Origin of the sequence: Bacillus sp. FSL R5-0443 (assembly GCF_038608285.1) — a bacterium.
Classification (GTDB): domain Bacteria; phylum Bacillota; class Bacilli; order Bacillales; family Bacillaceae; genus Bacillus; species Bacillus velezensis.
This window is the reverse complement of record NZ_CP152013.1, coordinates 3696155-3717600: the sequence shown is the minus strand read 5'-3', so window position 1 is coordinate 3717600 and position 21446 is coordinate 3696155. Positions and strand designations below refer to the sequence as shown.

The 21446-nt window shown below is 46.6% G+C and carries 18 protein-coding genes; 10 read left to right on the top strand and 8 right to left on the bottom strand.

What is annotated here, in order from left to right; all coding sequences use genetic code 11:
- Positions 1-554 precede the first annotated feature (554 nt).
- The 5 genes from pgsB to NYE28_RS18685 all read left to right on the top strand — a co-directional run bounded on the left by pgsB (position 555) and on the right by NYE28_RS18685 (position 4922).
- A complete protein-coding gene (pgsB, locus tag NYE28_RS18705) occupies positions 555-1736 on the top strand; it encodes a poly-gamma-glutamate synthase PgsB (RefSeq protein WP_003151337.1) in 1182 nt (393 codons plus the stop codon).
- Positions 1737-1750: 14 nt separating this feature from the next.
- The gene (gene pgsC, locus NYE28_RS18700; RefSeq protein WP_003151340.1) at positions 1751-2200 is read left to right on the top strand and encodes a poly-gamma-glutamate biosynthesis protein PgsC; all 450 of its coding nucleotides are present in this window, start codon (positions 1751-1753) and stop codon (positions 2198-2200) included.
- A gap of 18 nt (positions 2201-2218) precedes the next feature.
- Entirely contained in the window at positions 2219-3367 is a 1149-nt protein-coding gene (locus NYE28_RS18695) for a CapA family protein (protein ID WP_007614174.1), read from the top strand.
- A gap of 7 nt (positions 3368-3374) precedes the next feature.
- Entirely contained in the window at positions 3375-3536 is a 162-nt protein-coding gene (locus NYE28_RS18690) for a hypothetical protein (RefSeq protein WP_003151344.1), read from the top strand.
- Positions 3537-3686: 150 nt separating this feature from the next.
- A complete protein-coding gene (locus NYE28_RS18685) occupies positions 3687-4922 on the top strand; it encodes a C40 family peptidase (RefSeq protein WP_025285375.1) in 1236 nt (411 codons plus the stop codon).
- A 38-nt stretch (positions 4923-4960) separates the two neighbouring features.
- Here NYE28_RS18685 and NYE28_RS18680 read toward each other — a convergent pair whose 3' ends face one another.
- The 3 genes from NYE28_RS18680 to NYE28_RS18670 form a co-directional block, all read right to left on the bottom strand.
- A complete protein-coding gene (locus NYE28_RS18680; RefSeq protein WP_327975741.1) occupies positions 4961-5686 on the bottom strand; it encodes a hypothetical protein in 726 nt (241 codons plus the stop codon).
- A 105-nt stretch (positions 5687-5791) separates the two neighbouring features.
- On the bottom strand, positions 5792-6649 hold the full coding sequence (locus NYE28_RS18675) for a Cof-type HAD-IIB family hydrolase (protein WP_025285373.1): 858 nt from the start codon (positions 6647-6649) through the stop codon (positions 5792-5794).
- A gap of 155 nt (positions 6650-6804) precedes the next feature.
- Complete coding sequence (locus NYE28_RS18670) at positions 6805-7791, bottom strand: LCP family protein (protein WP_012118595.1); 987 nt, start codon at positions 7789-7791, stop codon at positions 6805-6807.
- 304 nt (positions 7792-8095) lie between these two features.
- Between NYE28_RS18670 and NYE28_RS18665 the strand changes: the two genes are divergently transcribed.
- Positions 8096-9472: a sugar porter family MFS transporter gene (locus NYE28_RS18665; protein ID WP_025285372.1), complete on the top strand. Its 1377-nt coding sequence runs from the start codon at positions 8096-8098 to the stop codon at positions 9470-9472.
- A gap of 92 nt (positions 9473-9564) precedes the next feature.
- On the top strand, positions 9565-10977 hold the full coding sequence (locus tag NYE28_RS18660) for a bifunctional glycosyltransferase family 2 protein/class I SAM-dependent methyltransferase (protein ID WP_342490210.1): 1413 nt from the start codon (positions 9565-9567) through the stop codon (positions 10975-10977).
- Between the two features lie 3 nt (positions 10978-10980).
- On the opposite strand, the gene NYE28_RS18655 is transcribed toward NYE28_RS18660, so the two are convergent.
- Genes NYE28_RS18655 through NYE28_RS18645 form a run of 3 tightly spaced genes read right to left on the bottom strand, consistent with a single transcriptional unit; the run spans position 10981 to position 14671 of the window.
- Entirely contained in the window at positions 10981-12111 is a 1131-nt protein-coding gene (locus tag NYE28_RS18655) for a Ger(x)C family spore germination protein (protein WP_020956435.1), read from the bottom strand.
- Positions 12108-13214: a GerAB/ArcD/ProY family transporter gene (locus NYE28_RS18650; RefSeq protein ID WP_342490209.1), complete on the bottom strand. Its 1107-nt coding sequence runs from the start codon at positions 13212-13214 to the stop codon at positions 12108-12110. The genes NYE28_RS18655 and NYE28_RS18650 overlap by 4 nt, the downstream gene beginning before the upstream one ends.
- Before the next feature lie 5 nt (positions 13215-13219).
- Complete coding sequence (locus NYE28_RS18645; protein WP_342490208.1) at positions 13220-14671, bottom strand: spore germination protein; 1452 nt, start codon at positions 14669-14671, stop codon at positions 13220-13222.
- Between the two features lie 219 nt (positions 14672-14890).
- Between NYE28_RS18645 and manA the strand changes: the two genes are divergently transcribed.
- Together manA and NYE28_RS18635 are read left to right on the top strand one after the other, a co-directional pair.
- Positions 14891-15841: a mannose-6-phosphate isomerase, class I gene (gene manA, locus NYE28_RS18640; RefSeq protein WP_098082002.1), complete on the top strand. Its 951-nt coding sequence runs from the start codon at positions 14891-14893 to the stop codon at positions 15839-15841.
- Positions 15842-15981: 140 nt separating this feature from the next.
- Positions 15982-18627: an N-acetylglucosaminidase gene (locus NYE28_RS18635; RefSeq protein ID WP_342490207.1), complete on the top strand. Its 2646-nt coding sequence runs from the start codon at positions 15982-15984 to the stop codon at positions 18625-18627.
- 61 nt (positions 18628-18688) lie between these two features.
- Here NYE28_RS18635 and NYE28_RS18630 read toward each other — a convergent pair whose 3' ends face one another.
- Positions 18689-19855, bottom strand: coding sequence for a CDP-glycerol glycerophosphotransferase family protein (locus NYE28_RS18630; RefSeq protein WP_322824035.1), 1167 nt, complete (start codon positions 19853-19855; stop codon positions 18689-18691).
- A 32-nt stretch (positions 19856-19887) separates the two neighbouring features.
- A complete protein-coding gene (locus tag NYE28_RS18625; RefSeq protein WP_007407501.1) occupies positions 19888-20658 on the bottom strand; it encodes a WecB/TagA/CpsF family glycosyltransferase in 771 nt (256 codons plus the stop codon).
- 355 nt (positions 20659-21013) lie between these two features.
- On the opposite strand from NYE28_RS18625, the gene tagD reads away from it, so the two are divergent.
- On the top strand, positions 21014-21403 hold the full coding sequence (gene tagD / locus NYE28_RS18620) for a glycerol-3-phosphate cytidylyltransferase (RefSeq protein ID WP_003151361.1): 390 nt from the start codon (positions 21014-21016) through the stop codon (positions 21401-21403).
- Positions 21404-21446: the final 43 nt, after the last annotated feature.

Below are 21446 nucleotides of genomic sequence, written 5' to 3'. Positions count from 1 at the left end.
GTAAATGGTTTAAAAGGAGAAAGGCTTTCCGCATATAAAATGTGTATTTCTTGTAAACACTCCGGACCCGTCTTATTCTGTCATGTACCAGTCATTCCGCTAGTTATTTTGGAATGGGACTGAAAGCAGGATACGGGGGAAAAATGAATGACTTTAAGACCTTATCCTTAACAAAACAGGCAGTCTGCACACAGCGGACAGAGAGTCCCGAAACGTATGCGCAGTGCGAAAAACGCTGATACAAACGGGCTGGAAAAGATGGATTATCATTACATCTTTTTCTTCCGGAACGCGAATAGTTCCATTGGTCCAAATGAATTTCTGTGTGAAAATGTAAACGCATTCATTTTTCTTTTGAAAAATTGAAGTAAGGTTGAAGTCCTGCCTATTCCCAAAAAAAGCAATTCGATAATAGGAAGAATAGCGTCACTAATAGAGAAGTTTGGCTCAGTGAAAGCGGGAAGATTATGTTACATAATGCCGATTGAGAATTCATAGTGAAGCTATATACTGATGAATGAATTTATCAATACAGAAGGAGATGTCAAAAATCAATGTGGTTACTCATTATAGCCTGTGCTGCCGTACTAATCATCGGAATCATTGAAAAAAGGCGGCATCAGAAGAATATCGATGCTCTGCCAGTACGCGTCAATATTAATGGTATCCGCGGAAAGTCAACCGTAACGAGGCTGACGACCGGAATACTGATGGAGGCGGGCTACAAAACAGTCGGAAAAACGACGGGAACAGATGCAAGGATGATCTATTGGGATACACCTGAGGAGAAACCGATCAAACGGAAACCGCAGGGCCCGAATATCGGCGAGCAAAAAGAAGTAATGAAGGAAACCGTAGAACGGGGCGCCAATGCCATTGTCAGTGAATGTATGGCGGTAAACCCGGATTATCAGATTATCTTTCAGGAAGAACTCCTTCAAGCCAACATCGGCGTCATCGTGAATGTGCTTGAAGACCATATGGACGTCATGGGGCCGACGCTTGATGAAATCGCTGAAGCATTTACCGCGACGATACCGTATAACGGTCACCTTGTCATTACAGACAGTGAATACACAGACTTCTTTAAAGAAAAAGCCGCAGAGCGGAATACCGAGGTCATTATTGCGGATAACTCTAAAATTACAGATGAATACCTTCGAAAATTTGAATATATGGTCTTTCCTGATAACGCTTCCCTTGCGCTCGGCGTTGCCCAGGCTCTTGGGATAGATGAAGAAACGGCGTTTAAAGGAATGCTGAATGCGCCGCCTGATCCTGGCGCCATGAGAATCCTGCCGCTGCTCAGCACGAAGGAGCCCGGTCATTTCGTAAACGGCTTTGCCGCAAATGATGCATCTTCTACTTTAAATATATGGAAACGTGTAAAGGAAATCGGCTACCCGACAGATGAACCGATCGTTATCATGAACTGCCGCGCCGACCGTGTGGACAGAACGATTCAGTTCGCAAACGACGTGCTTCCGTACATTAAAACGAAGGAACTCATACTCATCGGCGAGACGACAGAACCGATCGTCAGAGCTTATGAAGAAGGCAAGATTCCTGCCGATACACTGCACGATCTGGAATATAAATCAACAGACGAAATCATGGACGTGCTGAAAACAAGAATGCAAAACCGTGTCATATATGGCGTCGGCAATATCCACGGTTCAGCGGAACCATTAATTGAAAAAATTCAAGAGTATAAGGTGAAACAGCTCGTTAGCTAGGAGGAAAAGGATAAATGTTCGGATCAGATTTATACATCTCACTTATTTTAGGCGTGTTAATCAGTTTAATTTTCGCGGAAAAAACAGGTATCGTACCAGCCGGTTTAGTCGTGCCGGGTTATTTAGGGCTCGTTTTTAACCAGCCGGTCTTTATTTTACTCGTATTGTTAGTGAGTCTTCTTACATACGTGATCGTCAAATACGGTTTATCCAGATTTATGATTTTGTACGGACGCAGAAAATTCGCAGCTATGCTGATAACGGGAATCTGCTTAAAAATCGCCCTTGATTTCCTTTACCCGATCGTACCGTTTGAGATATCAGAATTCCGCGGAATCGGTATCATCGTACCGGGTCTGATCGCCAATACCATTCAGAAACAGGGATTAACGATTACATTTGCCAGCACGCTGTTCTTAAGCGGCGCAACTTTTGCCATTATGTTTGCTTACTACTTAATCTAATGTAAGGTGTGTCAAACGATGAAAAAACAATTAAGCTTTCAAGAAAAACTGCTGAAGCTGACCAAACAGCAGAAAAAGAAGACCAATCTTCACGTTTTTATCGCGCTGCCGATCGTCTTTTGCCTGATGTTCGTCTGCATCCTGACAGGGAAGGCGGAAACGCCGAGTGTGAAAAGAAATGCCGATGACCTTGTATCAGCCTCATTCGTCGGAGATATTATGATGGGCCGGAATGTCGAGAAAGTGACAAAGCATAAAGGCACGGAGAGTGTCTTCCGTTACGCAAAGCCATTCTTCGAAGCATCCGACTATGTGTCGGGGAACTTTGAAAACCCGGTTACATATAAAAAGAACTACAAAGAAGCAGAAAAAAATATCCACCTTCAGTCAAACAAAGATGCCGTAAAAGTATTGAAGGACATGAATTTCACCGTTCTCACGGCAGCCAACAACCATGCGATGGATTACGGCCCTCAAGGAATGCGGGATACGGTTGAAGAGTTTTCAAAGCAAAATCTTGAACTTGTCGGCGCGGGCCTCACGCTGAAGGAAGCCGAGCAGAACATTTCTTATCAAGATGTAAACGGAATCAAAATCGCAACACTGGGTTTCACTGATGTTTCCGGAAAAGGCTTTGCAGCTAAACGAAATGCGCCGGGTGTGCTTCCGGCCGATCCAGAGCTGTTTATTCCGATGATTTCTAAAGCCAAAAAGAAAGCCGATCTTGTCATTGTTCAAACACACTGGGGACAGGAATACGATAATGATCCGAATGACAGACAGCGCCAATTGGCAAGAGCAATGTCAGATGCCGGAGCGGATATTATCGTCGGACACCATCCGCACGTGCTAGAACCGATCGAAATGTACCACGGCACCGTTATTTTCTACAGCCTGGGCAACTTCGTATTCGACCAGGGGTGGACAAGAACGAGAGACACGGCGCTTGTTCAATATCATCTGCAGAAAAACGGCACGGGACGCTTTGAAGTCACGCCGATGAATATTCATGAAGCAACACCTGCACCGGTTAAAAAAGGCAGCATCAATCATAAAACGATCGTACGTGAACTGACGAAAGAATCGAATTTCGATTGGAGCGTCAAGGATGGAAAATTAACGTTTGATGTGGATCACAGCGATATCTTAAAAAAGAAAGCGGAGTGAAAAACAAATGAAAATCATTAAAGCGGGATGGCCGTTTGCCGCGATCATTATGGTATTTATGTTTATGTCAGCGTTTAAATACAATGATCAGCTCACAGATCAGGAAAAACAAAAAATCGACACGGAAATGCAAAAGATTCAGCAAGAGGACACAGCGGGCGCAAAATAAGCGCATGATTCCGCTTGCCGGCATATTGTTTGTTCCGAATCCAGTAAAGAATGCCCATATCGGGCATTCTTTTTTTGTGTGCTCTCCTAAACATTTGTTAAAAGTTACCGATGTAAAAACTACTAAAAATGAGGAGAGTGAATAGAAAACATGCTCACAAGCTGGAGGAAGTACATCCTTGCCGGCCTTATGATTTGTCTTGTGGCACCCGCAGTAACGAGAACGGAAATTGCTGAAGCGGATTCTCAAGTTTCTGTCCTGATGGTTTCAGACGCGCAAAAACTTGTCGGAAATAAATATGTTTACGGAGGCGAAGAGCCTGAGGACGGTTTTGATCCGTCCGGATTGATGCATTATCTTTTCAGCAGGCAGAACATCCATCTGCCGAGAACGGTCAGTGATCAATGGAAAGTCGGAGCCGCCGTCAAAGAAAATGACCTTTTACCGGGAGATCTTGTGTTTTTCAAAAAGTCAGATTCAACACAAAACGCACCCGTCCATGACGGTCTTTATATCGGAAACGGAGAGATGATACACAGTTCTCCGTCAGAAGGCGTAACCGTCACACGGTTTCAAAAAAGCAGTTATTGGATGAATTTATATCTTGGCGCAAAGCGGATTACAAAAGATCCGGAACTGGCTGATGACCCGATCGTTCAGGAGGCAGCCCGTTACCTTGACATTCCGTATGTATTCGGCGGAAGCACGCCCGAGGAGGGATTCGACTGTTCGGGGCTGGTCCAATATGTTTTTGAAAACAAGCTTCACATTTACCTGCCTAGATCAGCGGAACAGCAGTGGCTGGTCGGTGAGAAAATCAAACTGAGCGGCATAAAGCCCGGGGACGTGATTTATTTCAGCGACACGTATAAAAAAGGAATTTCCCATGCGGGCATTTATGCGGGAGAGGGAAGGTTCATCCAAGCAAGCCGCTCCGAAAAAGTCACCATTTCTTACTTGTCGGAAGATTACTGGAAAAAACATTTTACAGGCGTGCGCCGATTCAGCAATTTAGCCATTTCTAAAGAAAATCCCGTTGTGTCCACAGCGGCCGATCATATCGGAATTTCTTATCTGAAAGGCGGCGTTTCACCGGAAACCGGCTTTGATACGGCGGGATTTGTTCAATACATCTATCAAAAAGCGAAAGGAATCAGCCTGCCGCGTTATGCGGACAAGCAGATGCAGGCGGGCGTTCCGGTCGATAAACAAGATCTGAAGCCCGGCGATCTGGTCTTCTTTAAAGCGGAAAGCCTGAATCCGGCCATTTATATCGGGAGCGGACAAGTGATTCATGTCACCGTGTCCGCAGGCGTTACCATAACAAATATGAACACAAGCGCTTATTGGAAGGACAAATATGCGGGCGGCATCCGGCTTCCGTAAAAAAAGACGTCAGAGAGTGTCTCTGACGTCTTTTTCTTTTACCGTTTCGGCGCTCTGTATCCGGCCGCTACCGCATCCTCTACGGAACAGAACATTTCCGCGGGATCTGTCGTCCGGTCGTAGTATGTACTTCCCGGCGTGTGATAAATGCCGTTCCGGCTGCCTTTAATGTCGCATCCCTGTGAGGTGCCGGCTGCTTTCGTTTCGGCATGTCCGCCGGAGGAAGGGGCGTTGTTTTGCGCCGTTTCCGCGTTTTCGGATGTTTTTGTTTCTGCTTTCTGCCGCTTTAAAGTTTTATTTTCTGACTGAAGCGTTTCAGCGGACTTTTCGAGCTTCTTTTGTGAATTTTTTAATTTCTCATTGTCTTGTTTGAGTGATTTGTTTGTTTTTTTCAGCTCGCTTATCTCTTGGCTGAGTTTGCTGAGTTTTTCTTCATTGCCGGCTTCGGCTTCGGATTTCTCCTTTTCGGCCGCGGCACTGATGCTTTCATATTTTTTCTCAAGCGCCTGGTGTTCCTTCGTCAATTTTTGATAAGCGGTATCAAGGGTGCTGTATTTCTCCTCTGCCTTCACGGCCGAGGCGTCCGGCTCTGCGATGGAGGCGCCGGTCAGAAGCAGGATAAATCCGCCGATGAGAAGGGGCCAAAACAGCTTTTTTGAAAAACGTTTTTCTTTTTTTGCCGCTTTGCATATAAGATGGTAAATTCCGTATCCGACTGCGCAGAGAAAAGCTAAACATCCTATAATAGCGATTGCATTCGACATCATGAAACTCCTTTTTTCTTTATCTTACAATTTATTTTCATTTTTGGGAATTTCTTTTTTGGAAAACGTGAAAAGCCAGGCCGTGAAAGACCTGGCTTTTTCCTTTTATTGATCGTTGTCGAGAAGCCGGTTGATGAAATATGCGACGCCGTTTTCATCGTTGCTTTTTGTAATATACGTGCTTTTTTCCTTCAGTTCATCAATCGCATTGCCCATGGCGATGCGGTTTCCCGCCGCTTCAAACATGGAGAAATCATTCGGGCTGTCGCCGATGGCGTAAATATCCTGTTTTTCAATTCCGTACAGTGAGGCAAGCTCCGTCAGAGCACGTCCCTTTCCAGAACCGGCAGGGAGGATTTCGATAATGTGTTTTCCGGAAGATGTCTGGGATAATTTCGGATGATGTGTTATTTCTTCTTTGGCGTTTCTCAGTTTTTCCATATCAAAAGAGAAACAAAGAAGCTTGTAAACATGTTCGTCTCCGTTAAAAATCGCCTGTATATCCTGTACGGGTTTAATGCCGAATTGTTTGAACTGCGTCTTTGCGCCCTCCCATAATGTCTGAATATCTTCCTTGGGATTGGCGCTTTTCAGAATATCCAGTTCTGCCTGCAGTTTGGACTCGCCGTCAAATGGGGACAGCAGATGATCATCTGTATAGACCTCAAAGTAAATGTCTTTGTCCGTTAAATAAGCGGCGATATCCTTCCCGGCCTGCTGATCCATTAAGAGCCGGCTGACGGAGCGGTATCCTTTGTCATGGACTGTCCCGCCGTTTGCCGCAATGATCGGAATATCCAAATCCTTCAAGAGCGCTTTTACATCAAACGTGGCTCTGCCCGTGCAGATGGCCACGAGAATGCCCGCTTCATCCGCTCTTTGTAAAGCCGCTCTGTTTTCCGGAGAAATCACACTGTCCGAGTTCAGTAATGTGCCGTCTAAGTCAATGGCTATCAATTTCATATGTATGGATGCCCTCCTTATAAATAAAGCTGCTTCATGTAGTATGTTCAGCTTTGTGCGAAATCAGCAGAAAGCCTTCAGTTAAAAGGCTATACCTTCATGTCCTTTTTTTCAACAGAAAAACGGCGGGGTTTCTAAAACCCCGCCGTGACGTCTTACGCGTCTAAATCATTTTTTAATTTTGTTTTTACTTCTTGAAGGTTTTCCTCATTCAGCTTGAAGTAATAAATATTTTTGCCGTACTGAGGAGTGTAAATATAGCTGTCTGAACCTGTCAGCTGCAAAGAATCCACCGATTTCAGCGATGTGATAAACGGAAACAGACCGATGGCGTCATTAAGAGATAAGTTCATTTTTAAGTTTTTCCCTAAGCTGTCGACGATATCGTCATAAGATGGGATCGAGCTTAACGATTTAGATTTTTTAATAATGGCGCTCAGCACTTCCATCTGTCTTTGTCCGCGCATCAGATCGGTGTCCGCTTTGCGTGTTCTTACATAAGCCAGTGCCTGCTCACCGTCAAGCGTCTGGACGCCCGGCTTCAGCACGACTTTTCCTTTTGTATCGACTTTAATACGATCGGCAATTTTCTGGCTTTTCACATTTACCGTAACGCCGTTCAACTCATTGACGACATCGCGGAACGCGTCGAAGTTGCTCTCAACCACATAATCTACCGGAATATCAAGCATGTTTTCTACTGTTTTATAAGTTAAATTATAACCGCCGTAAGCATGTGCGTGCGCGAATTTGTCATAGCCGTGTCCCGGGATGTTGACATAGGAATCCCGCGGAATGCTGAGCATCGTCGCTGTTTTCTTTTTCCGGTTGAAGGTGACGAGCACGTTGGCGTCACTTCTTGCGTCATCTACTGATTCGCCCTTATTGTCACGGGCGTCTATTCCTAAAAGCAATACGGTGAAAGAATCCTTCTTCGGGTCAAATTCTTTGATCCGTTTTACGGACTGGTCGCCGCGGTCAAGGCTGACGTGCGCTTCTTTGGTCGCATTATTCAATTTCACAAATGCGTAGGTGCCGACGGAACCGGCGATCACCAATAAGAAAGCGGCGAATACCAGTACAAATTTCACCCATTTTCTGAGGCGTCTTTTCTTTTTTCTGCGTTGAGATCGTTCTTCCATATCATTACCTCTCGTTTCTATTCTTTGTGAAGCGTACCATAATTGTTGACTTGGAGCAACTCTGCAAATGAGAAAATTCCAAATCTTTCTCTCTATTTCGACAACATCTACTGTTATTTTTGCATCAGGTTCACATTATATTGGACGGCAGGAAGCGGGAAATGTTTCGTCGCTTTGTAAAAAATAATTAGTAAAATAATGGATATTAACGGTGCGGAAGGTTTGAAACGGACGGAAACAGGCAAAAGAAGCAGTAGAACAATTCCGCGCGGATACAGCGTTGGATGAAGGGAGTCTATATAACATGAAAAGCATACACTCGAATAAATGGCTCTATTTTTTCGGCGCACTCGGCGGCGCGTTATACGGATATGATACCGGAGTCATTTCCGGAGCTATTTTATTTATGAAAAAAGAACTGGGACTGAACGCCTTTACAGAAGGCCTCGTCGTCAGTTCGTTATTGGCGGGGGCGATTCTCGGGTCGGGGTTCGCCGGCAAACTGACCGACCGGTTCGGCAGGCGGAAGGCCATCATGGGAGCGGCGCTGCTGTTTTGTATAGGCGGTTTAGGAGTCGCTTTTGCCCCGAATACAGAGGTGATGGTTCTTTTCCGGATCATTCTCGGACTGGCTGTCGGAACATCTACAACGATCGTTCCGCTCTATTTATCGGAGCTGGCTCCGAAGCATAAACGAGGGGCGCTTTCTTCGCTGAATCAGCTGATGATTACGGTCGGAATCCTCGTTTCTTATATCGTGAACTATATATTTGCCGATGCAGGCGCTTGGCGCTGGATGCTTGGACTTGCGGTTGTGCCGTCAGTCATTCTGCTGATCGGAATCCTATTTATGCCGGAAAGCCCGCGCTGGCTGTTTACGATCGGCAAAGAAGAGAAAGCAAGAGAAATCCTTTCATCATTGCGGGGAACGAAGAATATTGATGATGAGATTGATCAGATGAAAGAAGCGGAAAAGGAAAACGAAGGCGGCTTGAAAGAATTGTTTGAGCCGTGGGTGAGACCCGCGCTGATTGCCGGCCTCGGACTTGCCTTTTTGCAGCAATTCATCGGGACAAATACAATTATTTATTACGCCCCGAAAACATTTACCAGTGTCGGGTTCGGCAATTCCGCGTCTATATTGGGAACGGTCGGAATCGGCGCCGTCAATGTCATCATGACGCTTGCGGCTATTAAAGTCATTGATAAGATCGGCCGGAAGCCGCTGCTGCTGGCCGGTAATGCGGGCATGGTCATCAGTCTGCTCGTATTGGCCGCGGTCAATCTTTTCTTTGAACATTCAGCAGCCGCATCATGGACAACGGTGATTTGTTTAGGCCTGTTTATTGTTGTATTTGCGGTCAGCTGGGGGCCTGCCGTGTGGGTCATGCTTCCTGAATTATTCCCGCTGCATGTCCGGGGTATCGGGACGGGTGTCTCCACTTTGATGCTGCATGCCGGAACATTGATTGTCTCATTAACCTATCCGATGTTAATGGAAGCAGTCGGCATCAGCTATTTATTTCTCATTTATGCCGCGATCGGGATACTGGCATTCCTGTTCGTCCGGTTTAAAGTGACCGAGACGAAGGGGAAAAGCCTTGAAGAAATTGAGCAGGATCTGAAAAGCCGTAACGGAGGCTCGGGATCAGAATCAAATCGGCGGACAGTTCATCCGTAATATTCAGTTTTAGGGGGCGGTTATTCACCGGCCCCTCAAAACGGATGCCGTGCGGGCGCCCGGTCACATAAATGACGGGGATATGTCATACGTTGTATAAAGTCACGATAAAGGCGGGGATGCCGGTGAAAACGAGTATTATTATCCTTACATATAATGAACTTGAGCTGACGAAAAAATGTCTGGCCAGCATTGAACGATACACCGACAAAGATAAGATTGAACTGATTATAGTTGACAACGGTTCCTCAGACGGAACGAGAGAATACATATCAAATCTGCCTGACGTCAAAGTCATCCTAAATGAAAAAAACCTCGGGTTCGCCAAGGGGTGCAACCAGGGAATCGAAGCGGCAGGGGGAGAAAATCTGCTGTTTCTGAACAACGATACGATGGTCACGAAAAATTGGCTCACCTCCATGCTGAGGGTGCTGTATCAATCTGAAAAAACCGGTATGGTCGGGCCTGTCAGCAACTATGTCAGCGGCGCGCAAATGATCCACGACGCATATCAATCGCTTGATGAGCTGGAGTCATTCGCGGAGGCATATTGCGCACGGGAAAAGCATCATACAAAGCGGGTGCTGCGCCTTGTCGGCTTCTGTCTTCTAGTGAAAAGAAGAGTCATTGAAGACATCGGCCCGTTCGATGAGCAATTCGGATACGGTTCTTTTGAAGATGATGACTTATGTCTGCGCGCCCTGCAAAAAGGCTACAGCCTGCACATCGCCCTCGATGCCTTTGTGCATCACCACGGGCACGCGACGTTTACGGCTAATCAGGATATCAATATCAATCAGTTATATTCGGAGAACCGCCAGCGTTTTACGGAAAAATGGGGCACTGATTTCACGTACTTTACTCATCCGAGACCGGAAATTGCGGAGCTCGTTCCCCGGGAGGCGAAACGGATACTTGATGTCGGCTGCGGTGCGGGAGCTACGGGGCTGGAACTTCAAAACAGACAGCCTTGCGAACTGTACGGAATAGAACTGCACCCGCTGGCGGCGCAAGCGGCAAAAGGACACTATGAAGCGGTGCTGCAGGAAGATGTCGAAGAAGTGAAGCTGCCTTATCCGGAAGGCTTTTTTGATTGCATCATTTTCGCGGACATCCTTGAGCACTTAAAAGACCCGTGGCGCGTCATTGAAACGTACTCATCCTATTTGTCGCCTGCCGGATCAATCGTTTGCAGCATTCCGAATATTTCCCACGCCGAAGCGCTGTTTCCGCTTCTGCTCGGTGACTGGACATACAGAGACGCCGGCATTCTCGACCGCACCCACTTGCGGTTTTTTACGCCGCAGACGGTGCGCACGCTCTTTCCGGAAGAGACATTTGCTGTGAAAAAGCAGTCCTATACGTATGTTCACGTGGATGAGCGGGTGCAGCTGTTTTTACAGGAAATCACACGAATGGCGCAATCGATGCAATTTCCGGTGACACAGCTGCCCGAACAAAGCCGGATTTATCAGATTCTCCTCCGTGTCGAAAAAACAGGCTGAAGGCTACCGTCCCATCGTTCCGAAGTTGGTAATCTGAATGGAAACATCATAGTCAAAAGCCGCTTCGGAGAAGGTCTCATCCCAATGATGCTTTACTTTCTTCCAATAGTCGGGATATTGAATGCGGACTCTGTCAGAAAAGAATACAGGGTCCGTTTCATATTGATTCTGCAGCTTATCGATGACTTCTTTCACATCGCTTTTCAGTTTTTTTTCGAAAATCTTTTCCAGCCCGTTTAAATAGTGCTGATCGAATGAATCTTCTCCGGCATATTGATCCTCTGACAAAAGTCCTTTTGTTTTTACCGCTACATGAAATGACAGCTTCCCGTTTTTCAGCCTGGGAGTGATGGCGGATGTTGATTTTTTGATCTCGAAGGTAATCGGGTGCCCCCCTTTATCCAAAGCGGGCAGCACGCCGCCCCGTATCGTCCCCATCAGCCAATTCAGGCTCTGTATTTCGTATGATGACAGAAAGCCCGCCAATCTGTTTTGTTTTGCGTTTTTGATAATGGCCGCTCCGTCATACACCGTTTTTCCTTTTTGATTGCTGACGGCCTGAATGAGAAAACTGAGTTTATTATGGCAGTAAATCGAAGCTCTCCCGATTCGGAGCGGTTTTAAAATCTTCCCGTTGTAGCCGCCGTTGTTCGTAAGGTCGATCAGCTTTTCCGCGGCCATGGGCTGCTGCTGATTCGGCGTCGGCTCCGTCAGAATATCGGACGCTTTTCCTCTTGCCGCGAAGAGATAGCTGCTCCGCCTTAATTCATCATCGCGGATAAAATGATTCATCATCTGCAGTATATTTTGGTCGGCCAGCAATTTGTCGCTGAATATCAGCACTTTTAAATGATCGCTGTAAACAGGCGGATCTTTTAAAGAGACTTCACTGACGGCTTCAAGAATGGTATCCCCCCGCGTCGTCACATTGACAAACACGGGCCGGCCGGAAGCCTGGCTGTTTTCGCTTTGGGGCAGCAGGTTTTGATAGGTTAATTTATATCGGCGGTCACTCGTCTCGTCTATCGCCAGCCCCCGGGCGAAAGACAGCTTTTCGACTTCCTTCGCGTCCCAGCATCCTGAAAGCGTCATCAGTATGAAAAGCGCCGCCGCCCATTTTATGAAAAGTGTCATGACGTCTGTTTCCTCCCGGCTATTTTCTTCATCCAGCTGACAAACCAGATGAGAAAAGGAATCATAATGACGGCAAAAAACGCATATCCGAGAATATTCGCGAATGCAAACACACTGTTGATATCATCGGGGTACATTGATAGGCCGAATGTCACTGCCAATAAGCCTCCCAGCAGCCAGGCATTGTTTTTATTTTTCAGTTTTAAAATGGTGTTTAATCCGAGATGCGCCCCTTTAAAAGAACCGAGCATACAGGTGAACTGCTGGCATGTCCACGTAATTAAAAGAAAGATATCAAACCGCTCTATGAAAATGCCCCGGATTTCCAAGGCATGAATCAGGGAAATGGTCGGATACGTCACCGTTTTGGCTTCAGCGACCGACATACAGCCGATGACGACAAGCAGCGTAAAGCTGTAAAAAATGGTCGCGCCTGCGATGCCGAAGACAGCCGCCTTTTTCGCCTGCTTCGGGTTTTTCATAAACGGCACCAGATAAAGAATCACCTCAAGTCCCGAAAAATACAGAAGGGTCCGCGGAAACAGCTCAAAAAAGCTTTTGTAGCCTCCTTCCATGACCGGGCGGACGAAATCCAGCTTAAAAAGTCTCAAACTGAATATGAGCAGCGTAATCAGAATGACGATCGCAATCGGAAACAGATAGGCATAAAGCTTTGAAATGGGATAGACCCCGCCGGTCACATGGTAAATGCCGACCGCCAGAAAGATGAATATGACGACACCCATCGGCGTATTTTTCAGTAAAAAGTAATTGATGACTTCACCGAGAAAACGGGCTTGAAAACAGACGGTGACGACAAAATAACAGCTGATGAATAAATTCAGAAGAGAACCGATGGCGCGGCCCATGATGCTTTGATTCAGCTCATAAATGGTTTCCCCGCTGTTTTTCTGCAAAAACGGCATAAAGAGCAGGACGATGCCGATAAACACGACACTCTGCACAAGAATAATGATCCATCCGCTCGGACTGTCCGCTGTTGCGGCGGAGCGCGGCAGTGTTAACACGCCCGCTCCGATCATTGTTCCGCTTACCATGAGAAGTGTCTGCATAAACGACAGCTTGTCTTCCGGTTTTTTCATGGGGATCACCTTTGCTTGATTTTATCTTTCGTCTCTTTTCTGGTCGGCCGTTTTTTCAAAAGAGGCGTCGGCAGTCTGACGATCGTATCCTTTAAGTCCTGGCCAGGCTGCGCCATGATCGGAATAAGATAGTCCTGACCGAAGCTTTTCAGACGCATCAGATGGCCGATGACAAGCAGATAGCACATGATCAGTCCGTATAAACCTAATATCGCCGACAAAATCATCGAAAAAATACGGATGAGCCTCAGCGGAAAATTGAACGCATAGGAGGGCGCCGTAAAAGAAGCCAATGCCGTAACGGATACGACAATGACCATCATCGCGCTGACGATGTTCGCCTGAACGGCGGCCTGCCCGATCACCACGCCTCCGATCAGGCCGATCGTCTGTCCGATCGGCTTCGGCAGCCTGAGTCCGGCTTCTCTGATCATCTCGATCGTAAAAATCATGATGAACGCTTCAACAAAAGGGGGGAACGGAACATTCAATCTGCTTCCGGCAATCGTAACCGCCATTCTCGTCGGCAAAAGCCCCGTGTGAAACGTAACGAGCGATATGTAAAGGCCGGGTAAATAAATCGTGATTAAAATGCATGTATACCGAAGCAGCCTGAGAAAGGTAACCGGAACCCACCGCTGATTATAATCGTCAGGGGAGTGGATAAATTCATCAACGGTAGCCGGCACCAAAAGGGTAAAAGGCGTTCCGTCTACAAGAATGGAAACCCTTCCTTCCAAAAGAGCGCCCATAACCCGGTCGGGCCGTTCGGTCGTCAAGACGGTCGGGAAAATGGAATACGTGTTATCTTCAATAAGCTGCTCGATCGCTCCTGATTCCGGAATGTCGTCAATGGTGATGGACTCCAGTCTTTTCATCACTTCTTTTACGACATCATCAGGCGCGATATCCCGAATGTAGGCAACGGCGATCCGCTTTTTTGTCCGTTCGCCGAGTGTGACCTCTTTGATCTCGAGGTTGGGATCACCGGACTGCTCGCGCAAAAGCGCCGTGTTCGTCCGAAGCTTTTCGACAAAACCTATCCTCGGCCCCCGTTCAAGCACTTCAGAAGACGGTTCTTCAATATCACGCATTTTAAATGTTTCCGTCTCAAACGAAAGAGCTTCCTCCCATCCCTCCGCCAGCAAAACCGATTTGCCGGAGAAAATGTCTGCCTCCGCGTCCTTAAGTGAAGAAAGCCGGGTATGACGATAGCCGAAAGAGATGGATGACGGCGGTATTTCAGCCGGTTCCTCTTGATGCCGGGCGGACGCCTGCACGGGCGAAATAATATATTCCGCAAGCAATTGATTGTCGGTCAGTCCGTCTATATAGATAAGACAGGCGTCACATTTGCCGTTTCCGTACGTAAACGAATAAAACATCATGTCATCGCTTTGGCCGAACCGTTTTTTCAGCACTTCAAGGTTTTTGCCGAGCTCCGCATGTATCGTCACAATGTTCCCCCCTTTTTCCATCAGTTATTTTAATTTGCGACAAACAAGGCATTTTATTCTGGAATAGGAAATGACTGAGCATTCCGCCCCATCCGAATGGTATAATGAGCAGGTCAGCCATTTTATACATATTGTTTTTAACCGCGGCTCCCTCCGTGTTTTAAAAAAGACACAGGGGGAATGGGATATGAGCCGCTTTTTAAGGGGAGGGGAACGAACATGACGCAAGAGCCGATTTTTTTACAGCCTGTATGTAAAGAAAAACTATGGGGCGGCACGTTATTACGCGAACGATTCGGATATGACATACCTTCAGAAACAACCGGCGAATGCTGGGCGATATCAGCCCATCCGCACGGAATGAGCACGGTCAAAAGCGGTCCGTATCAAGGGAAAACCTTGATGGAACTGTGGGATCAGCATAGAGAATTATTCGGCGGAACGGAAGGGGACCGGTTTCCGCTGCTGACGAAAATACTGGACGTCAAACAACATCTGTCCGTTAAAGTCCATCCTGACGATTATGACGCTGAGGAGCATGGACTGGGCGAAACGGGGAAATCTGAGTGCTGGTACATTATTGACTGTAAAGAAAATGCGGAAATCATATACGGTCACACGGCCCGTTCGAAAGCGGAACTTGTCACCATGATTAACAGCGGTGACTGGGAAGGCCTGCTGCGCCGTGTGAAGATCAAACCCGGCGATTTTTATTATGTGCCGAGCGGAACCATCCATGCCATTTGCGCGGGGGCGCTCGTGCTTGAAACACAGCAGAATTCAGAGGCCGCCTACCGGATATATGATTACGGGCGTACAGATCAAACCGGCCAGGCACGTGAGCTGCATATCCGCGATGCCGTCAACGCCGCCACCGTTCCTCATGTGGACGGATTTTTAGATGAATCAACTGAAACGAGAAAAGGCGTCACCATCAAAACCTTTGTGCAGGGAGAATATTTTTCTGTATACAAATGGGATATCAGCGGGACGGCGGAAATGACCCAGGACGCTCCGTTTATGCTGTGCAGCGTCACAGAAGGAAGCGGCTCCATCCTCTGTGAAGGCAAGTCCGCCAAGCTTGAAAAAGGCGCGCATTTCATACTGCCGGATCAGATGCCTGACTTTACGATAAACGGAGATTGCACGATCATCGTTTCTCATATATAAAACCAAACTTAATCCCAGCTCTGGGATTAAGTTTTTTTTATTTGGAAAATTGGGTGATTTCTCTCTGTAAAAATGAAGAAGGCCGGCCGATAAATAAACTAGTTTGATAGAAACCAATTGAATCAGAAAGAGGAGAAGGAATGAAAAAGAGATTCGTTGCACCTATGTTATTGTCCGCCGTTTTCCTTGTCTTTTGCACCCTTACACAGCCCGCTGAGGCCGCATACAGCGACTACTCCGTTTACGAGCTGGAAACGAAGCAGCAATTTGCTTCTGAGAACGAGGCGCTTCAAGCGGCAGCGAAATTGAAAAAGGATACGGGGTGGCAGGCTGACGCAAAGAAAGCCGGAAATACGCCGCTCACTTATCAAATCTCAGCTTCAGGCTTACACGATGAAACGGATGCGAAAACCGTGCTGAAAGATTTTACGAAGCAGACGGGCGTGTCCGGCACTTACAGCGCAAGCGGAAGCAAACAGCCGTACGTGACCGTCACATCAGGCGTCCTATCAGACGAGCGGCAGACGAAAAATCTTCTTGCCGAACTGACGAAAAAAACGGGCGTGACCGGCGCCGTCAAGCCGGCGGGGACAAAACAGCCGTACATGCAGGTCGTGACTGCTGAGATGGCGGCCGAAGCGGACGCAAAAGCGCTCTCGCAAGCGTTGACGAAGCAGACGGGCGTGAAAGCGTCATACCGTCAGATCAAACGGGAAACAGCCCGGTTTCAGATCCAATCAGGAACAATCTCCGGCGATCAAAAAGCCGCTCAAATCCAAACTGATTTTCAAAAGGAAACAGGATTGCAGGCGTCGCTGAAAGTCACGGCAAAGGCCAGTCCGAATATCACCGTGACAGCCTCTGACATTTCAAATGCAAATGATGCGGCAGGTTTAGCGAAACAGCTGCAGCAGAAAACGGGCGTCAAAGGGAATGTTCAAAAGTATGCCCAAAGCAAAACAGCAACCGTGTACAACGTGCAGTCAGGATATTTTAACGGAGTAAGCGCCGTACAAAATGCTATCACCCAAATCAAGAAGAATACGGGTGTGAGCGGAAGCTATCAAAAAGCCGGCAAGAAAAACAATTACACGGTCGCGATGAGCGGACTGACGGCTAAGCAGCTGCAAAGTGTTCAAGCTTTCTTTAAAAAGAAAAAATGGCATTGCGACGCATCGCCTGTCAAAAAGACAGCATCAGTGTCCGTTTATCGGATCACGGCAGGGCAGCTTACCGCTGCAAAGGCAGATCAAGCGGAGGCGTTTTTCCGCCAGCAGCATGTAAAGACGGCAAGAACCGCGGCGGGAAAAACAGCAGAAAACGAATATCAGCTGCTTTCTCAGCAGACGGCAGACCAGTCGAGGATAAAAAAAGGATTGAATCTGCTGGCGGAATATAAACTGACTGCTATTTCAAAAACGATATCCAAGCAGACGGACACAACGTACCAAGTCACAACCGAATCACTGCTTGATACGGCAAAGATCAATCGTTCGCTGGACTTTTTCAAAGGGAAAAAAGTATCCGCCTCCGCGCAGAAAACAGGTGAAGCAGCGTATACACAATTCAGAATTGAAACGGCACCGCTGCTTAAAAAGGAAGACATTGACCGCGTGACTGCTTTTTTCAAGCAAAACAAAGCGGCCGGCACTGTGAAGGAGACGGGGAAAACCGGCTCTGCACAGTACGTCATCAAAACCGAAACATTCAGCAGTAAAACCGTTTTAAATAAAAGCATGAGCTTTTTCAGCGCCAAACAATTACAGGCCGGCTATACGAGTGAAAGCCATCCGGTTTATGAACTCCGCATTCGCGATCAATTCACGGGAGCGCAGTCAGCGGATGCCGCCTCCCAAAAGCTGAAAAAGCTGTACGGATGGACGATGGCTATTTTGAAAATAAAAAACGGACCGCAAATCATGAATACCAATTACAACATCTCGCTGGCAGATATGGTCAAAAAACAAATGACAGTCAGCCCGCAGACTGATGCCGCGGCTTATGCATCGCTTACGTACATCAATACGGCCTCCGGAACGGTCACAGCCGACGTCCTGAACGTCCGGTCAACCCCGGAAGTCAGCTCCGGCAATATTATCGGGCAGTTGAAAAAAGGCGATAAAGTCAGCATCACAGGCCAGACAAACGGCTGGGCCAAACTCAGCATGGGCTGGAGAAACGCCAGCAGTGACGAAGTCGGGCAGTATGTCAATCCGGCTCACTTCGCACAAGACAGCAAGTATTACTTTCAATTTCTGAAGCTCTCTCAGACAGCCGGACTGAACGCATCGGAACTGAATCAAAAAGTGCTGGTCAATAAAGGAATACTGACAGGGAAAGGCCAGGCCTTTATTACAGCCGCCGGCAAATACAGCATCAATGAAGTGTATTTGATTTCGCATGCTTTGCTTGAAACGGGCAATGGCACGTCAGAGCTTGCGAACGGCATTATGTATAATGGTAAAAAGGTTTACAACATGTACGGCATCGGGGCTTATGACAGCAACCCGAATTACTACGGCGCACAATACGCGTATAATCAAGGCTGGTTTACTCCGGAAGCCGCGATTATCGGCGGAGCCCAATTTATCGGTGCGTCTTATATTCACAATCCTTCATACGAGCAGGATACGCTGTATAAAATGAGATGGTCTCCAGCCGCGGCCCATCAGTATGCGACAGACATCGGCTGGGCGTATAAGCAGGTAAACCGCATGTACAGCTTATACTCACTGCTGGATGACTATACGCTTTACTATGATGTTCCCGTGTATATGAAAGTATAAAAAAAGGGCTGAAGTGTATGCTTCAGCCCTTTCTTCATGCAAAAAACACCCGCCGTCGGATTCAGGCAGGTGCTTCAGCACAATTTTTCATTTTTGTTTCCGCAAATTTCAATAACGCTTCACTCGAATTCCCATCTGAATACATATTCCATTTGTCCGAGAACCGCTTCATTTCTTCTGCACGAAATGGCTTTTTCGTCATTTCCTCCAGAAGGGCTTCGCTGTCATGACAAGCCTTTCCGGGAATGACGGAAGTATAATTGTCGATTAAACCGCGTTTTCGATCATATTCCTCCAGATCATATGTGAAAAAGAAAATCGGTTTATTTAAGAGCGCGAATTCAAAAGGCACGGAAGAGTAATCCGTAATTAAAATATCAGCCGCTTTCAAGAGATCATGAAGACGCATGTCAGACACGTTCTTGATCAGTTCGCTTTCAAACGAAGCCGAAATCTGATGCAAAACGGCAGGGTGAAGCTTTACAAGCAGCATATACTCTCCGTGTAACGCGTTTGTGAGCTGTTCTTCGGTGAATGGCAGCCGAAAGGACTGCATATCATAATCCCTGAATGTCGGTGCGTACAAGATGATTTTTTTCGGCCATTTGTGCTTCAGTTCGGGCTTGTGTTCTTCATAATAGACGTCAGTCAGGGGGACACCCGTTTTTAACAGCTGGCCGTCCCGTATGCCGAACGACTTTTTAAAAACGTCAGCCATCGCGTCTGAACCGACGGTGACAAAGTCAAACGAGCGGTACACTTTTTTAAACCGGCTGATATCTGATGCCTGACGGTTTTGATTCGTCACATCCTCAAGGCCGAACTTTTTCAAAGAGCCGTTCGCATGCCACACCTGAATGCATGTCGTTTGCGGCCGGCGGTTTAAGACGCTTGTCATGAGGAAATAGTTATCCGTTATCACCACTTTGCTCTTAAAAAGGATCAAAACAGCCTTCAAAAGATGCAGCGGATGTTTTTCGTTCAGATAAAAAGAGCCGATACCTTCCAGCTCTTTTTTCAGACTGACGGCGTGTCTCGTATACAAAACCGTCATTTCATAAGAAAGCGATTCAGCGTGCGCTTTGTAAGAACGGATGAGAGCCTGCGCATTCTCTTCAAAAGATACCAGCAGGGTCAGATGGTTCTTGGGCTTTACAGGCTTGAACAAAACGCCGAGAACAGACAGATATATAGAATAAAAAGCGGCGAATAAAGATCGCAAGTTCATAGATTACCAATCTCTTTTGCTGTTTTATTTGTTTAAAGCTGTTTCGTTTGATCTTCGGCTTGCTTGGAATACAGGCTTTTATTTGATTTATTATTTCTCAAAACGGTAAAAGCATACTTCGGAATGTTCAGCATCCTTTTCCATCTCCACGGATTCGTCACCAGTCTGTACAGCCATTCCAGATTCGTTTTGATCATCCATTCAGGGGCGCGTTTCACCGTTCCGCTGAACACATCAAAGCTTCCGCCCAAACCGATCGATACAGCCTGAGGGAAAAGATGTTTGTATTCATAAATAAATTGTTCCTGATGGGGATATCCTAAGGCGACAAACACGAGATCGGGTTTCGCCCGGGAAATCTGTTTGGCGACGAAGCGTTTATCCGCTTCATAACCGTTGCTGGCTCCGACAACCTCAATATTCGGATACTCTTTGCTGATCCGGTTCAAAACGGCGTCAAGCACGTCTTGCTTAGCTCCGTATAAAAATATTTTTTTAGACTGCCGGTTTGCGAGGCCGAGCAGCGCAAGAAACACATCGAATCCCGCAATTCTTGATTTCAGCGGGTGCTGCGTCAAACGTGACATTAACACGACGCCGATACCATCCGGCAGGACGAAATCCGCGGAAGAAATGACTTGATGATAACCTTTGTCTTTCGCCGCAGCGTATCCGATCTCAGGATTGACCGTCGCAATGACGGCTCCTTGCTTTTGTGCGATATAATAAGTGTCTAAATATGAAATAAACTCCTGTAAATTTCCATTAACGTAAGAAAGGTTGTGCACCATTTCAGTCTGCATCTGCCGTCCTCCTTTTTGTACGGGATTTTCTTTCACTTTTTCGTGACTTAGGCTAAGCTTTATTTTAACATAATACCTTCAGATAAACTTAACAATAGTTTTACAAAAATATAAATAAGATAACAATTTCTTTAATCATACGCGCAAAAACCCTGCTAAACTCCTATTGTAATAACATTTGTTAATAAGTGGATTTTAACTTCGTTTTACATTGGCTTAACCTTTTCAGGGCTATGTGATATAATGAGGTTCCATGAGTACGAAATTGGCACTTTAGTGATTAAGGATACAGCTGCGCAGCATTTCAGGGCAGTTGCTTGTTATACGTATGATGATAGAAAGGAGCTTTTGTTTCATGAAGAAGGTCATTACTTACGGTACGTTTGATTTACTGCATTGGGGTCATATTAAACTGCTTGAGCGCGCAAAGCAGCTTGGAGATTACCTTGTTGTTGCCATCTCAACAGACGAGTTCAACCTGCAAAAACAAAAAAAGGCCTACCACAGCTATGAACACAGAAAGCTGATTCTGGAAACGATCCGTTATGTCGACGAAGTCATTCCGGAAAACAGCTGGGATCAAAAAGTACGTGACGTAGCGGATCACAACATCGACGTGTTCGTAATGGGAGACGATTGGGAAGGCAAATTCGATTTCCTTAAAGATCAATGCGAAGTCATCTACCTCCCTAGAACCGAAGGCATTTCCACCACACAGATTAAAAAAGAAATTGCCGGGGTGTAATTGAAACATTCGGATATACAGATGATAAAGAAGTACTCCCTCC

What these genes read in the sequence shown, in the direction of transcription:
- pgsB (WP_003151337.1), top strand. Translation starts at nt 555, where the DNA reads ATGTGGTTACTCATTATAGCCTGTGCTGCCGTACTAATCATCGGAATC.
- pgsC (WP_003151340.1), top strand. Translation starts at nt 1,751, where the DNA reads ATGTTCGGATCAGATTTATACATCTCACTTATTTTAGGCGTGTTAATC.
- NYE28_RS18695 (WP_007614174.1), top strand. Translation starts at nt 2,219, where the DNA reads ATGAAAAAACAATTAAGCTTTCAAGAAAAACTGCTGAAGCTGACCAAA.
- NYE28_RS18690 (WP_003151344.1), top strand. Translation starts at nt 3,375, where the DNA reads ATGAAAATCATTAAAGCGGGATGGCCGTTTGCCGCGATCATTATGGTA.
- NYE28_RS18685 (WP_025285375.1), top strand. Translation starts at nt 3,687, where the DNA reads ATGCTCACAAGCTGGAGGAAGTACATCCTTGCCGGCCTTATGATTTGT.
- NYE28_RS18680 (WP_327975741.1), bottom strand. Translation starts at nt 5,686, where the DNA reads ATGTCGAATGCAATCGCTATTATAGGATGTTTAGCTTTTCTCTGCGCA.
- NYE28_RS18675 (WP_025285373.1), bottom strand. Translation starts at nt 6,649, where the DNA reads ATGAAATTGATAGCCATTGACTTAGACGGCACATTACTGAACTCGGAC.
- NYE28_RS18670 (WP_012118595.1), bottom strand. Translation starts at nt 7,791, where the DNA reads ATGGAAGAACGATCTCAACGCAGAAAAAAGAAAAGACGCCTCAGAAAA.
- NYE28_RS18665 (WP_025285372.1), top strand. Translation starts at nt 8,096, where the DNA reads ATGAAAAGCATACACTCGAATAAATGGCTCTATTTTTTCGGCGCACTC.
- NYE28_RS18655 (WP_020956435.1), bottom strand. Translation starts at nt 12,111, where the DNA reads ATGACACTTTTCATAAAATGGGCGGCGGCGCTTTTCATACTGATGACG.
- NYE28_RS18650 (WP_342490209.1), bottom strand. Translation starts at nt 13,214, where the DNA reads ATGAAAAAACCGGAAGACAAGCTGTCGTTTATGCAGACACTTCTCATG.
- manA (WP_098082002.1), top strand. Translation starts at nt 14,891, where the DNA reads ATGACGCAAGAGCCGATTTTTTTACAGCCTGTATGTAAAGAAAAACTA.
- NYE28_RS18635 (WP_342490207.1), top strand. Translation starts at nt 15,982, where the DNA reads ATGAAAAAGAGATTCGTTGCACCTATGTTATTGTCCGCCGTTTTCCTT.
- NYE28_RS18630 (WP_322824035.1), bottom strand. Translation starts at nt 19,855, where the DNA reads ATGAACTTGCGATCTTTATTCGCCGCTTTTTATTCTATATATCTGTCT.
- NYE28_RS18625 (WP_007407501.1), bottom strand. Translation starts at nt 20,658, where the DNA reads ATGCAGACTGAAATGGTGCACAACCTTTCTTACGTTAATGGAAATTTA.
- tagD (WP_003151361.1), top strand. Translation starts at nt 21,014, where the DNA reads ATGAAGAAGGTCATTACTTACGGTACGTTTGATTTACTGCATTGGGGT.